Below are 12745 nucleotides of genomic sequence, written 5' to 3' on the forward strand. Positions count from 1 at the left end.
CAACCCGGACAGTGCACCGAAGAGGATTAGGCCACCCCTATCCAGTTCAAAAGTAGCCATGCACGAACAATATCAGCCCCGTGAAATAGAAAATGCCGCCCAAACCTTCTGGGACGAGCAAAAGTCCTTTGAAGTCAGTGAACAGCCAGGCAAGGAGACTTACTACTGCCTATCGATGTTCCCTTACCCCAGCGGCAAGCTACACATGGGGCACGTGCGCAACTACACCATCGGCGACGTGATTTCGCGCTACCAGCGCATGCTCGGCAAGAACGTGTTGCAACCTATGGGTTGGGACGCCTTCGGCATGCCGGCAGAAAACGCCGCGATGAAAAACAACGTGGCGCCCGCCAAGTGGACCTACGAAAACATCGCCTACATGAAGACCCAGCTGCGCAGCCTGGGCCTGGCGGTGGACTGGTCCCGCGAGGTCACCACCTGCAAGCCGGATTACTATCGTTGGGAACAATGGCTGTTCACTCGCCTGTTCGAAAAAGGTGTGATCTACAAAAAAAGCGGCACCGTGAACTGGGACCCGATCGACCAGACCGTACTGGCTAACGAACAGGTTATCGACGGTCGCGGCTGGCGTTCCGGCGCGCTGATCGAAAAGCGCGAAATCCCGATGTACTACTTCAAGATCACCGCCTACGCGGATGAACTGTTGTCGAGCCTCGACGATCTGCCGGGCTGGCCTGAACAGGTCAAGACCATGCAGCGCAACTGGATCGGCAAATCCAAGGGCATGGAAGTGCAGTTCCCATACAACGTCGACTCCATCGGCGAAGCGGGCGCACTCAAGGTCTTCACCACCCGCCCAGACACCCTGATGGGCGCGACCTACGTCGCCGTGGCCGCCGAACACCCGCTGGCCACCCAGGCCGCACAGAACAACCCTGAGCTGCAGGCGTTCATCGCTGAATGCAAAGGCGGCAGCGTGGCCGAAGCCGACGTCGCCACCCAGGAGAAAAAAGGCCTGCCAACCGGCCTGTTCGTCGAGCACCCGCTGACCGGCGAGAAACTGCCGGTTTGGGTCGCCAACTACGTATTGATGCACTACGGCGATGGCGCCGTCATGGCCGTGCCGGCCCACGACGAGCGCGATTTCGAATTCGCTACCAAGTACAGCCTGCCGATCAAGTCGGTCGTGCGCACCAGCTCGGGCGACACCAACCCCGCTCCGTGGCAAGACGCCTACGGCGAGCACGGCACGCTGATCAACTCCGGCGAATTCGACGGCCTGGACTTCCAGGGCGCCTTCGATGCCATGGAAGTGGCCCTGATCCAGAAAAACCTCGGTGCCTCGCGCACCCAGTTCCGCCTGCGCGACTGGGGCATCAGCCGCCAGCGCTACTGGGGCTGCCCGATCCCGATCATCCACTGCCAAACCTGCGGCGACGTGCCGGTACCGGAAGACCAACTGCCGGTCGTGTTGCCAGAAGACGTGGTGCCGGATGGCGCTGGCTCGCCGTTGGCACGCATGCCTGAGTTCTACGAGTGCAGCTGCCCTAAGTGCGGCGCACCGGCCAAGCGTGAAACCGACACCATGGACACCTTCGTCGAGTCCTCGTGGTACTACGCTCGTTATGCCTCGCCGCACTATGAAGGCGGCCTGGTGGAGAAATCCGCAGCCGACCATTGGTTGCCGGTGGATCAGTACATCGGTGGCATCGAACACGCCATCCTCCACCTGCTGTATGCGCGCTTCTTCCATAAGCTGATGCGTGACGAAGGCCTGGTGAGCTCCGATGAGCCGTTCAAGAACCTGCTGACCCAGGGCATGGTGATCGCCGACACTTACTATCGTCGCGAAGCCAATGGCGCCTACACCTGGTTCAACCCGGCGGATGTCGAGCTTGAGCGTGACAGCAAGGCCAAGGTCATCAGCGCCAAATTGAAGGCCGACGGCCTGCCGGTGGAAATCGGTGGCACCGAGAAGATGGCCAAGTCCAAGAACAACGGCGTCGACCCACAGTCGATGATCGATCAGTTCGGCGCCGACACCTGCCGCCTGTTCATGATGTTTGCCTCGCCGCCTGACATGAGCGCCGAATGGTCCGACTCTGGCGTTGAAGGTTCGCACCGTTTCCTCAAGCGCGTCTGGCGCCTGGCCCACGCCCACGTCAGCCAGGGCCTGCCGGGCAAGCTGGACCTCGGCGCCTTGAACGACGAGCAGAAAGCCGTGCGCCGCAGCATCCACCTGGCTATCCGCCAGGCCAGCCAGGACGTCGGGCAGAACCACAAGTTCAACACCGCCATCGCCCAGGTGATGACGCTGATGAACGTGCTGGAAAAAGCCTCGCAGGCGACCGAACAAGACCGTGCGCTGATCCAGGAAGGCCTGGAAACAGTTACCCTGTTGCTCGCGCCGATCACGCCGCACATCAGCCATGAACTGTGGAGCCGTCTGGGCCACAGCGGTGCCGTCATCGATGCCGCCTGGCCGGTGCAGGATGACAGCGCCCTGGTACAGGACACGCTGCAACTGGTCATCCAGGTTAACGGTAAACTGCGTGGCCAGATCGACATGCCGGCCAGCGCCAGCCGTGAAGAGGTTGAAGCAGCTGCACGTATCAATGAGAACGTGCTGCGCTTTACCGAAGGCCTGACCATCCGCAAGGTGATCGTGGTGCCTGGCAAACTGGTCAATATCGTCGCCAGCTAAATCGGATCAGGCGCGGGGCTTGGGCCCCACGCCGAACTAAACCTTTAGGGCCCGAGAAGGCCCACCTGGTTTCAAGGGGAGCAACAAAATGATCAAACGCAATCTGCTGGTTATGGGCCTTGCCGTGCTGTTGAGCGCTTGCGGCTTCCAGCTGCGCGGCACCGGCACCAATGAGCTGTCGCTCAAGGAACTCGACGTCAGCGCCCGCAACGCCTACGGCGAAACCGTCACCCAGCTGCGCCAGACCCTGGAAAACAGCGGTGTGCACGTGTACAACGGCGCCACCTACAAACTGATCCTGACGGATGAGCGAGAAACCCAGCGCAATATCAGCTACGCCAGTGCTGGCCGTGCGTCGGACGTAGAGTTGAACACGGCGCTGATGTTCGAAATACAAGGCCGTGATCAGTTGCCGTTGATGGGTGACAAGATCCAGGTGCAGAAAGTGGTGAGCCACGATGGCAACAACCTGGTGGGTTCGGACTCCGAGACCATCCAGGTGCGCAAGGAAATGCGTCGTGAGCTGATCCAGCGCATGATGACTCGCCTGCAAATGCTCACTCCGGAAAAACTGGCTGAGCTGCAGCAAGTGGCCGACAACAAGGCCAAGGCTGACGCCGACGCCCTGAAAGCCGCGCAGGAATATGAAGACAACACACCGAAACAGTCACCTGTTGAAGTCCCTGTCGAGTAAGCCAGACGGGGCGCCCCTGGCGCCCCGTTTGCCCCGCCTATGAAACTTGCCCCCGCCCAACTCGCCAAACACCTGCAAGGTGGCCTTGCGCCTGTGTACATCGTCAGCGGCGACGACCCGCTACTGTGCCAGGAAGCGGCCGACGCTATCCGCACCGCCGCACGCCAGCAAGGTTTCGATGAACGCCAGGTGTTCAGTGCTGACGCCAGTTTCGACTGGGGCACGCTGCTGCAAGCTGGCGCGAGCATGTCGCTGTTTGCCGAAAAACGCCTGCTGGAACTGCGCCTGCCCTCGGGCAAGCCGGGCGATAAAGGCGCCGCGGCCCTGATGGAATACTGCTCGCGCCCCGCCGAAGACACCGTGCTGCTGGTCAGCCTGCCCAAGCTTGACGGCAGCGCGCAGAAAACCAAGTGGGGCAAGGCCCTGGTTGAAGGTCCACAGACTCAGTTCATCCAGATCTGGCCGGTGGACAGCAACCAGTTGCCGCAGTGGATTCGTCAGCGCCTGTCGCAATCAGGGCTGGCGGCGACACAGGATGCCGTGGAACTGATCGCCGCTCGGGTCGAGGGGAACCTGCTTGCCGCCGCCCAGGAGATCGAAAAGCTCAAGTTGATGGCTGAAGACGGGCAGATCACCGTCGAAACCGTGCAAGGCGCAGTGGCCGATAGCGCACGCTTTGATGTGTTCGGCCTGGTGGACGCCATCCTCAACGGCGAGTCCGCCCACGCCCTGCGCATGCTCGAAGGCCTGCGTGGCGAAGGAGTGGAACCGCCGGTGATTCTGTGGGCACTGGCCCGTGAGCTGCGGGTGTTGGCGAACATTGCCCTGCAATACAGCCAGGGCACACCACTGGACAAATGCTTCAGCCAGGCCAGGCCGCCGGTGTGGGACAAACGCAAACCCCTGATGAGCAAAGCCCTGCAACGGCACTCGGCGCAACGCTGGGCGCAACTGTTACTGGAAGCGCAGCGCATCGACGCACAGATCAAAGGCCAGGCGGCCGGCTCGCCGTGGATGAGCCTGAGCCGCTTGTCGCTGTTGATGGCTGGCCAGCGCCTGGCGTTGCCTGCCGAATAACCACCTCTGTACAACGGCACAAAACCCTGTGGGAGCTGGCTTGCCTGCTCCCACATTGACTCTGCCCACTGCCTATTTGCGACATTTCCCACCTATCGACGGGCTTTACAGCCGGCCCACTTCGGCAGATGATTTGCACCGCTGCATTCCACCCTCAAGCGAGAGAATCCACCATGAGCAAAAAGCCATCCAAGCATGGCCCCAACAAGGCCAAATCCATCATCGCCCAGCCCTTGTTCCGCAGCCGCCAGGAACGCGCCGGCAAAGGCAAAGGCAGCTACCGCCGCGAAGCCTTCCAGTCTAATAGCTGGGAGGCTTCTTACTTTCTGGCTGCCTGAAGGCAAGCGCCCCTCTGGCATGATAAGGTCTGTACCTGATTTGTAACCCCTGGACCTGTGCATGCCCTCTCGTCTTTCTCGTCATTGGCACCTGCGCCAATTGATCGCTGCCTCCAGCCTCATTCTGCTTGTCGCCTGCGCCGAAAAACCTACCGCTGCGGACGCTCAACCCCTGCCCAAGCTCGAGACGGCCCCGGCTATCGCGCCTGCCGTGGTGGCCCCGTTGGCGGTGGACAATCTCGATATCCAGCCGACCCAGACCTTTGCCGAATGGCAAGCTGGCTTCCGTGCGCAAGCGCTGCAGGCCGGGATCACTGCGGCCGTGTTCGATAACGCTTTTGCCGGCGTCACACCTGATATGGCGGTGATTCGCGCCGACCGCAGCCAACCGGAATTTTCCCGCCCGGTGTGGGAGTACCTCGACGGAGCACTGTCGCCGGTGCGCGTGCGCAATGGCCAGGCACTGCTGGTCAAGTACGCCGATATTCTGCAAAGCATCGAGCAACGCTATGGCGTCGACCGCCAGGCGCTGGTCTCGGTGTGGGGCATGGAGAGCAACTTCGGCGCTTTCCAGGGCAATAACTCGGTGATCCGCTCCTTGGCCACCCTCGCCTATGAAGGACGTCGTCCGGCCTTTGCGCAAGCGCAGTTGCTGGCCGCGCTGCAGATCATCCAGCATGGCGATATTCAGGCCGACCAGATGAAAGGTTCCTGGGCCGGGGCGATGGGCCAGACCCAGTTCATCCCGACCACCTACAACACCCATGCCGTGGACTTCGACGGTGACGGTCGCCGCGATATCTGGAACAGCCCGTCCGACGCCCTCGCCTCCACCGCGCATTACCTGCAAAGCTCGGGGTGGCAGAAAGGCCAGCCGTGGGGCGTTGAAGTACAGCCGCTGCCGTCGGGCTTCGACTACAGCCTGGCCGATGGCGGCGTGCGCAAGACCGTGGCGCAATGGCTGCAACTGGGCATCCAACTGCCGCCTGGCGTGAGCCTGCCGGCCAATGTCGACCAGCTGTCCGCCGCCCTGCTGCTGCCGGCCGGCTACCGTGGCCCGGCGTTCCTGGTGCTGGATAACTTCCGCGCGATCCTCAAGTACAACAATTCGTCGTCCTATGCACTGGCGGTTGGCTTGCTGTCGGAGCGGTTTGGCGGTGGCGGTGTGATTCGGGGCAGTTGGCCAAAAGATGAGCTGCCACTGAGCCGTTCGCAACGCATAGACCTGCAGACGGCGCTCAGCGCCAAAGGCTATGACGCGGGTAATGCCGACGGGATTATTGGCGCCAACACGCGCAAGGCGATTCGGGCTGCGCAGCAGGCACTGGGCTGGCCGGCGGATGGGTATCCGACGGTGAAGTTGCTGGAGTCGCTGCAGAACCGCTGAAGTGATCGCTCCCACGCTCTGTGTGGGAGCGCTGCCTTGGACGCTCCGCGTCCGCGGCTGAAGAGGGTGACGCAGAGCGTCACTGGAGGAATTCCCACGCAGAGCGTGGGAACGATCAGGCCTTGAACACTACATCCTGCTCCAACACCACACGCTGCTCCCCCGCATCCAGGCGCACCAAGGCGCCCATCGGCAATGTCAGGTTCGGGTCGCAATGCCCACTGCGCCAGCCTGCCAGCACTGGAATGCACAGCGGCTCAAAGGACTGCTTCAGCAGACGTGCCAACGCCCCGCTATCCACACCAGCCACATCCCCTACCAGTACACCGGCGACCTGGGCCAGCTTGCCAGCCAGGCGCAGGTGGGTCAGCAGACGGTCAATGCGATAGAGCGGTTCGTTGACGTCTTCGATAAACAGGATGATGCCGTCAGCGTCTATTTCGTAAGGCGTGCCCATGACCGCGGCGATCATCGACAAGTTACCCCCCAGCAAGCGCCCACAGGCCACACCTGGCTCGATTGTGGTCAACGGGTAGGCCATCGGGTGCGGCAGCACACTGCCGGCGCCCCGCTGGCCACGCAGCAGGCTGAACAAGGAGGATTCGGTGGGTGGCTGTTTGCCGCCGAGCAGGTCGGCGTTGAGCATCGGGCCATGGAACGTCACAAAGCCCGCATAGCGGTTGATGGCCAGATGCAAGGCGGTGATATCGCTGTAGCCCACGAACGGCTTCGGGTTGGCGCGCAGCAGGTCGAAGTCTAGGGCGTCGAGCAAACGGGGCGTGCCGTAACCGCCACGCAGGCAAAGGATGGCATCGATATCGGGGTTGGCGAAGGCGGCATGCAAATCACGCACGCGCACTTCATCGCTGCCGGCCAGGTAGCCGTCGTGCTCGTACACCCCGGGGAAAATGTGCAATTGGTAGCCACGGGCACGCATCCATTGCCCGGCTTTTTCAACATCCAGCGCGGCGGGGCCGGCGGGGGCGATCAGGCCGAAGGTGCCTTCGGGGCGCAGTGCAGGTACGGCGGCGGTCATCCATGGTTCTCCCTATATGACGCAGAACGAAATGTGGGAGCTGGCTTGCCTGCGATGCAAGCGCCTCGGTGTATCAGTGACACCGAGGTGATGCTATCGCAGGCAAGCCAGCTCCCACACAAGCCAGCATTTCACATTGATTCTGGGGGCGGCTTACGAAACCAGGCTCGCCTTGACCAGCTTGGCCTGCTCGTCGGCGTGGTACGAAGACCGCACCAACGGGCCCGAGGCCACGTTCTTGAAGCCCATCTTGTAGCCTTCCTCGGCGAACCAGGCGAAGGTGTCCGGGTGCACGAAGCGCTGCACCGGCAAGTGGCTGCGGGACGGTTGCAGGTACTGGCCCAGGGTCAGCATGTCGATGTCGTGTTCGCGCATGCGCTTCATGACTTCGATGACTTCTTCGTCGGTTTCACCCAGGCCCAGCATCAAGCCGGACTTGGTCGGGATGTGCGGCATCATCTGCTTGAATTTCTGCAGCAGGGTCAGCGACCACTGGTAGTCCGAACCCGGGCGCGCCGCCTTGTACAGGCGCGGCACGGTTTCCAGGTTGTGGTTGAACACATCCGGCGGCTCGGCAGCGGTGATGTCCAGGGCGACGTCCATACGGCCACGGTAGTCCGGCACTAGGGTTTCGAGCATCACGTTCGGCGACAGCTTGCGGATCTCGCGGATGCAGTCGGCAAAGTGCTGGGCACCACCGTCACGCAGGTCGTCGCGGTCTACCGAGGTGATCACCACATACTTGAGCTTCAGGTCGGCGATGGCGATGGCCAGGCTTTCTGGCTCGTTGACGTCCAACGGCTTCGGACGGCCGTGGCCGACGTCGCAGAACGGGCAACGACGGGTGCAGATGTCACCCATGATCATGAACGTGGCGGTGCCGCCAGAGAAGCACTCGCCCAGGTTCGGGCAGGAGGCTTCTTCGCATACGCTGTGCAACTTGTGTTTGCGCAGCAGCGACTTGATACGGTCGACTTCCGGCGAAACCGGGATGCGCACGCGAATCCAGTCAGGTTTCTTCGGCAGTTCGGTGGTCGGGATGATCTTGACCGGGATGCGTGCAACCTTCTCGGCGCCGCGCAGCTTGACGCCGGCTTCCACCTTGGCACGCGGGGCCGGGGCTGGACGCTCAGTGATGTCCAGCGTCGGGATCATGGTTTGCACAACATCAGTAGTCATATCAATCGATTCCGCCCGTCAGGGTCGTCTGCTCTGCATAGTCGAGGTGTTTGACGAGCTGCGCGCGCAGCCGGGCACTTACCTCGGCAAATTCTATGGATGTTGCATGCTCACTCAACTGGGTCATCGCAAGCCCGGCGTAACCGCACGGGTTGATGCGCCGGAACGGCGCCAGGTCCATGTCCACATTCAAGGCCAGGCCATGAAAGGAACAACCGTGGCGAATGCGCAGCCCCAGGGAGGCGATTTTCGCGCCATCCACGTACACACCCGGTGCATCGGGCTTGGCCACGGCGGTCACGCCGTAACTGGCCAACAGCTCGATCAGGCACGTCTCCATGCGGCTGACCAGGTCGCGCACGCCAAACCCCAGCTTGCGCACGTCCAGCAGCAGGTAAGCCACCAGTTGACCGGGCCCATGGTAAGTCACTTGCCCCCCTCGGTCGACCTGCACCACCGGAATATCGCCCGGAAGCAGCAAGTGCTCGGCCTTGCCGGCCTGACCCTGGGTGAAGACCGGCGGGTGTTCCACCAGCCAGATTTCATCCGGGGCCGAGGTGTCGCGCTCATTGGTAAAGCGCTGCATGGCATGCCAGACCGGCTCGTATGCCATCCGGCCGAGCTCGCGAAAGCCCAGGACTTGCGACATCACAGCACCATATGCACGAAGCCGGTGGCTCGCAGTTCGCTGTTGATGTTGTAGAGCTGGTCTTGATCGGTCGCAACGATGTGCAACTGGATCGTGGTGTACTTGCCGGTGGAGCTTTGGCGCTCGTCCACGCGGTTGTCGTTGATCGTCGCGTGCTTGCGCACGATTTCGAGAATCTTGTCCTTGCGGCCGACACCGGTATCGCTGATCACCTTGACGGGATAATCCGTCACAGGAAATTCGATCTTTGGCGCCTTTACTTCTACGTCTTTATCGGTCATGGCAGAACAGCCTCGTAAGCGCTAAGCCGTGGCGACGGGCAAAGCCCCGCGTTGGATCAACGCGGGGCTTTGCAGGTGCACACAATCAGTTGAACAAGCCGTAGAAGAATAGACGGATGCTATCCCATACGCGGCGGAAGATACCACCTTCCTCGACAGCGTCCAGCGCGATCAGGTCGGCGCTGTGCACCACCTTGTCGTCCAGCTTCACTTCGACCTTACCGATCACATCACCCTTGGCGATTGGCGCAACCAATTGCGGGTTCAGGGTCATGCTGGCGGCGAGCTTTTTCAGCTGGCCTTTAGGCATGGTCAGGGTCAGGTCGTCGGCCAGGCCGGCCTTGACTTGAGAAGTCGAGCCCTTCCACACCGGCGCGGTCGCCAGTTCAGCACCCTTCTGGTAGAAGGTCTGGGTTTCGAAGAAGCGGAAGCCGTAAGTCAGCAGTTTTTGCGTCTCGGCCGCACGGGCCTGCTCGCTGTTGGTGCCGAATACTACGGCGATCAGGCGCTGGCCATCACGTACGGCGGACGACACCATGCAGTAGCCGGCTTCGTCGGTGTGGCCGGTCTTCAGGCCATCGACGGTCTTGTCGCGCCACAGCAACAGGTTGCGGTTAGGCTGCTTGATGTTGTTCCAGAAGAATTCCTTCTGGGAGTAGATCGCGTAGTGCACCGGGTCAACGCGGATGATGGCGCGCGCCAGGATCGCCATGTCATGAGCCGACGAGTAGTGCTCCGGGTTCGGCAGGCCGGTCGGGTTCATGAAGTGGCTGTTGGTCATGCCCAACTCACCGGCGGTTTTGTTCATCATGTCGGCGAAGGCGTCTTCGCTGCCGGCGATGTGCTCGGCCAGGGCGACGCTGGCGTCGTTACCGGACTGGATGATGATGCCGTGCAGCAGGTCGCTCACGGTCACTTGCGAACCCACCTTGATGAACATCCGCGAACCACCAGTACGCCAGGCGTTTTCGCTGACGGTAACCGGGTCGTTTTCGCCGATCTGGCCGCGACGGATTTCCAGGGTCGCGATGTAGGCGGTCATCAGCTTGGTCAGGCTGGCAGGCGGCAGGCGTACATCACCGCCGTTTTCGACCAGCACGTTACCACTGGCGGCGTCCATGAGGACCCACGACTTGGCGGCCAGTTGCGGGGAGGCCGGCACCATTTCAACCGCCCAGGCGGCCGGGGTGATGATCAGCGAGATAAGCAGGCACGTGCGTTTGGCTAAGGTGGTGATGTTCATCCGTCTCTCGAAATTGCTTATGGAAACTTGCCCTCGCGGGCAAAACTATTCAGACAGCCCGCTTCCAGACTGTCACGTGTTCGGTTGCCCGCTCACCCCTTGCCCCTGGGTTTTTATTGTTCAACGAGCCAACAACCAGGGCTCGGGCACGCAGACGCCCCCGAGCCATCAATGCGTTACTTATTCTGCGGTGACCACGCTAGGTTGCCCCAGGTTGGCCAGGCGTACGCTGTTCTGCACTTGCGCCACTTCGCTCGGCGAGCCGATCGGGCCCATGCGCACACGGTGCAACGTTTGCTGGTTACGCACGATGGAGCTGATGAAGACTGGCGCACTGACCATACCGCTGAGCTTGGACCTTAACAGTTCTGCCGCATCCGGGTTGGCGAAAGCGCCGACCTGCAGGTATTGCCCGCCCGCCATCGAGGCGCCCGGTGCCGCGTGAGGGACGACGACGGTATCCGGAGCATGTTGCGCCGGCGGCGGCGTCCACTGCTCGATCTTGCCGGTCGAGGCCGTCACTTGCGGTTGCGGGGTAGCCGGTTCGTTGAGCATCAACGGCGCCGGCTTGCCGCGCTGGGCCCAGTACTGCGCCGGGTCGATGCCTTCGACTTTCACCCGGGCGGTGCCGGTTTCGGCGTAGCCAAGCTTCTTGGCGGCGGCGTAGGACAGGTCGATGATCCGGTCCGAATAGAACGGCCCGCGGTCATTGACCCGCAGGATCACCGTGCGGTTGTTGTCCAGGTTGGTGACGCGAACATAGCTGGGCAGCGGCAGGGTCTTGTGGGCCGCGCTCATGCCATACAGGTCATACACTTCGCCGTTGGCGGTGTTCTGGCCATGGAACTTGGTGCCGTACCAGGACGCGGTGCCCGACTGCACGTAAGTCTTGGACTCCTGCAGCGGGAAGTAATTCTTGCCCAGCACGGTATAGGGGTTGGCCTTGTAGGGGCCGGTGTGCAGGGTCGGCGTGGCGTCCGGGATTTTCGACACATCCACATCCCACCACGGCGCGCCGTCTTTGTGCGCGCGGTTGATGTCCAGGCCCGGCTGGGCGCGCACGACCGCGCCGCCGGCCTTCTTGGCCGGCGCACGGCTAGGCGTGGTGGAGCAACTGGCTACCAACAAGGACAACGCGGCGAACGCCACCAGCTTGAGCGGTTTTTTGAACGGCGATACCCGCATTACTTGTTGCCCCGTGCTTGAACCAGCTCATCTGACAGCTGATGCACGGCCATGGCGTACATCACACTGCGGTTATAACGCGTGATTGCGTAGAAATTCTTCAGGCCCATCCAGTATTCAGGGCCATTTGCGCCTTCCAGGCGGAATGCCGTCACCGGCATGTCGTCGCGTGGCGCATTCTGACTCGACCAGCCCAGCGCTCGCAACTCCCCGACGGTCTTGACCGGTTCGATACCTTGGGTCAGGCCCTCGTCGGCGTGCTCGCCCGCGACATCGGCGCGGATAACCACCGGCTCGCCGCCCACCCAGCCGTGGCGCTTGAAGTAGCTGGCCACGCTGCCGATGGCATCGTCGGGGTTGCTCCAGATATTGATGTGCCCGTCACCGTCGAAATCCACCGCGTAGGCCCGAAAGCTGCTCGGCATGAACTGCGGCAAGCCCATCGCCCCGGCGTAGGAGCCCTTGAGGCTCAGCGGGTCGACCTGCTCTTCGCGGGCCAGCAACAGGAATTCGCGCAGTTCCTTGCGGAAGAATTCGGCACGGGGCGGGTAATCGAAGCCCAGGGTCGACAAGGCGTCGATCACCCGGTAGCTGCCGGTATTGCGCCCGTAAAAGGTTTCGATGCCGATGATCGAGACGATCACCTGCGCCGGCACGCCGTACTCTTGCTCGGCGCGGGCCAGTACCGCCTCGTGCTGGCGCCAGAAATCCACGCCGCGGGCGATGCGTGCATCAGTGAGGAACATCGGGCGATAGTCCTTCCACTGCTTGACGCGTTCGGCGGGCCGGGAAATGGCGTCGAGGATCGCCTGCTTTTTCTGGGCTTCGCGGAACACGCCCATCAGTTGCTCACCGGCAAAACCGTAGTCGCGGGTCAGCTCACCGACAAATTCGGCAACCTGGGGAGAGCCATCGTAGTCACCGGCCTGCGCCTCTTGCGTTGCCCCCAGCAGCCCGATCAGGCCCATCCAGGTCGCATGCCGAGTCGCCCAGCCGCGCATTACTTGCATT

Annotated in this window: 12 protein-coding genes; 5 read left to right on the top strand and 7 right to left on the bottom strand. The window is 62.0% G+C overall.

Annotated features, from left to right (window positions below; genetic code table 11):
* Positions 1-58: 58 nt before the first annotated feature.
* The 5 genes from leuS to RHM69_RS16965 all read left to right on the top strand — a co-directional run bounded on the left by leuS (position 59) and on the right by RHM69_RS16965 (position 6161).
* Complete coding sequence (gene leuS, locus RHM69_RS16945) at positions 59-2665, top strand: leucine--tRNA ligase (RefSeq protein ID WP_200600697.1); 2607 nt, start codon at positions 59-61, stop codon at positions 2663-2665.
* Positions 2666-2753: 88 nt separating this feature from the next.
* The gene (gene lptE / locus RHM69_RS16950; RefSeq protein WP_014720078.1) at positions 2754-3359 is read left to right on the top strand and encodes an LPS assembly lipoprotein LptE; all 606 of its coding nucleotides are present in this window, start codon (positions 2754-2756) and stop codon (positions 3357-3359) included.
* Positions 3360-3398: 39 nt separating this feature from the next.
* A complete protein-coding gene (gene holA, locus RHM69_RS16955) occupies positions 3399-4436 on the top strand; it encodes a DNA polymerase III subunit delta (RefSeq protein ID WP_200600688.1) in 1038 nt (345 codons plus the stop codon).
* Positions 4437-4609: 173 nt separating this feature from the next.
* Positions 4610-4774 (top strand): alternative ribosome rescue factor ArfA, encoded by a 165-nt coding sequence (gene arfA, locus RHM69_RS16960; protein WP_003176285.1) that lies wholly within the window; start codon positions 4610-4612, stop codon positions 4772-4774.
* A gap of 61 nt (positions 4775-4835) precedes the next feature.
* Positions 4836-6161 (top strand): lytic murein transglycosylase, encoded by a 1326-nt coding sequence (locus RHM69_RS16965; RefSeq protein WP_200600686.1) that lies wholly within the window; start codon positions 4836-4838, stop codon positions 6159-6161.
* Positions 6162-6276: 115 nt separating this feature from the next.
* Here the strand turns inward: RHM69_RS16965 and RHM69_RS16970 are convergent, their stop codons facing one another.
* From RHM69_RS16970 to mltB, 7 genes are all read right to left on the bottom strand, one after another.
* Positions 6277-7197 (bottom strand): S66 peptidase family protein, encoded by a 921-nt coding sequence (locus tag RHM69_RS16970; RefSeq protein WP_032904147.1) that lies wholly within the window; start codon positions 7195-7197, stop codon positions 6277-6279.
* 153 nt (positions 7198-7350) lie between these two features.
* Positions 7351-8352: a lipoyl synthase gene (gene lipA, locus RHM69_RS16975; RefSeq protein ID WP_161793230.1), complete on the bottom strand. Its 1002-nt coding sequence runs from the start codon at positions 8350-8352 to the stop codon at positions 7351-7353.
* Between the two features lie 25 nt (positions 8353-8377).
* Positions 8378-9025 carry a lipoyl(octanoyl) transferase LipB gene (gene lipB, locus RHM69_RS16980; protein WP_200600684.1) on the bottom strand — a complete coding sequence of 216 codons (648 nt, stop codon included), beginning with the start codon at positions 9023-9025 and terminating at the stop codon, positions 8378-8380.
* A complete protein-coding gene (locus RHM69_RS16985; protein ID WP_005791752.1) occupies positions 9025-9306 on the bottom strand; it encodes a DUF493 domain-containing protein in 282 nt (93 codons plus the stop codon). Before RHM69_RS16985 ends, lipB begins: the two co-directional genes overlap by 1 nt.
* An 85-nt stretch (positions 9307-9391) precedes the next feature.
* On the bottom strand, positions 9392-10549 hold the full coding sequence (locus RHM69_RS16990) for a D-alanyl-D-alanine carboxypeptidase family protein (RefSeq protein WP_014720083.1): 1158 nt from the start codon (positions 10547-10549) through the stop codon (positions 9392-9394).
* 180 nt (positions 10550-10729) lie between these two features.
* Positions 10730-11734, bottom strand: coding sequence for a septal ring lytic transglycosylase RlpA family protein (locus tag RHM69_RS16995; RefSeq protein ID WP_200600682.1), 1005 nt, complete (start codon positions 11732-11734; stop codon positions 10730-10732).
* A complete protein-coding gene (gene mltB, locus RHM69_RS17000; RefSeq protein WP_020301955.1) occupies positions 11734-12744 on the bottom strand; it encodes a lytic murein transglycosylase B in 1011 nt (336 codons plus the stop codon). Before mltB ends, RHM69_RS16995 begins: the two co-directional genes overlap by 1 nt.
* Between the last annotated feature and the right edge of the window lies 1 nt (position 12745).

This window comes from Pseudomonas sp. CCI1.1 (genome assembly GCF_034348165.1).
Lineage (GTDB): Bacteria > Pseudomonadota > Gammaproteobacteria > Pseudomonadales > Pseudomonadaceae > Aquipseudomonas > Aquipseudomonas paracarnis.

Coding starts and splice junctions, on each gene's coding strand:
- lipB (WP_200600684.1), bottom strand. CDS start 9,025: ATGTCGCAAGTCCTGGGCTTTCGCGAGCTCGGCCGGATGGCATACGAG.
- mltB (WP_020301955.1), bottom strand. CDS start 12,744: ATGCAAGTAATGCGCGGCTGGGCGACTCGGCATGCGACCTGGATGGGC.
- RHM69_RS16990 (WP_014720083.1), bottom strand. CDS start 10,549: ATGAACATCACCACCTTAGCCAAACGCACGTGCCTGCTTATCTCGCTG.
- RHM69_RS16965 (WP_200600686.1), top strand. CDS start 4,836: ATGCCCTCTCGTCTTTCTCGTCATTGGCACCTGCGCCAATTGATCGCT.
- leuS (WP_200600697.1), top strand. CDS start 59: ATGCACGAACAATATCAGCCCCGTGAAATAGAAAATGCCGCCCAAACC.
- arfA (WP_003176285.1), top strand. CDS start 4,610: ATGAGCAAAAAGCCATCCAAGCATGGCCCCAACAAGGCCAAATCCATC.
- holA (WP_200600688.1), top strand. CDS start 3,399: ATGAAACTTGCCCCCGCCCAACTCGCCAAACACCTGCAAGGTGGCCTT.
- RHM69_RS16970 (WP_032904147.1), bottom strand. CDS start 7,197: ATGACCGCCGCCGTACCTGCACTGCGCCCCGAAGGCACCTTCGGCCTG.
- RHM69_RS16995 (WP_200600682.1), bottom strand. CDS start 11,734: ATGCGGGTATCGCCGTTCAAAAAACCGCTCAAGCTGGTGGCGTTCGCC.
- lipA (WP_161793230.1), bottom strand. CDS start 8,352: ATGATCCCGACGCTGGACATCACTGAGCGTCCAGCCCCGGCCCCGCGT.
- RHM69_RS16985 (WP_005791752.1), bottom strand. CDS start 9,306: ATGACCGATAAAGACGTAGAAGTAAAGGCGCCAAAGATCGAATTTCCT.
- lptE (WP_014720078.1), top strand. CDS start 2,754: ATGATCAAACGCAATCTGCTGGTTATGGGCCTTGCCGTGCTGTTGAGC.